Genomic DNA, 509 nt, shown 5'->3' with positions numbered 1-509 from the left:
TTTTCACATTATATCCCTATATTCTTCTTTAAATATGTCTAAAATATTTATCTATTATTTTTTCTGCTAATCGTTTTTGTATATTAGCACTATTTATTAAACAAAGTGCAGTTATTAGAAGCTTTTCATACCCCTCATCATCTTTATCAGATAGCTGATCTTCAACTTTTGAAATCAAACCATTTATCTGGTCTTCTGCTTCAATGGTCTGAAGATCTTTTATATGTAAAAACTTTTTATAGATTTCCTCTAGATTAATCTTTTCTCCATCTTCCTGCTGCAAATTAACCACCATATCATTAAACAGTGATTTTATATCTAAAATACTTAAATTTTGCTTTAAATTATATATAAGAATCATTAATATTATATGATTTTTAGAATACTTTTTCTTTTTAGCTGGAATTAAAAGCTTATCTTTTGTGTAGTTATTTATCATAGGTTTAGTTAAAAGTTTATCTTCATCGTATCGTTTTGAATGAGATAAGTTATTTTCAAATAGTGTTATA

At 24.6% G+C, this 509-nt stretch carries 1 protein-coding gene; it reads right to left on the bottom strand.

Features of this window, described 5'->3' with window-relative positions; genetic code table 11:
• Window positions 1–28: 28 nt before the first annotated feature.
• A partial coding sequence (locus tag B2W91_RS20080) for a DUF1836 domain-containing protein (RefSeq protein ID WP_291584182.1) occupies window positions 29–509 on the bottom strand: 481 nt, incomplete at its 5' end.

Source organism: Clostridium sp. UBA6640 (assembly GCF_002455975.1).
GTDB lineage: Bacteria > Bacillota > Clostridia > Clostridiales > Clostridiaceae > Clostridium_J.
Note: the sequence above shows the minus strand (reverse complement) of the source record. Positions and strands in the feature narration are given on the sequence as shown.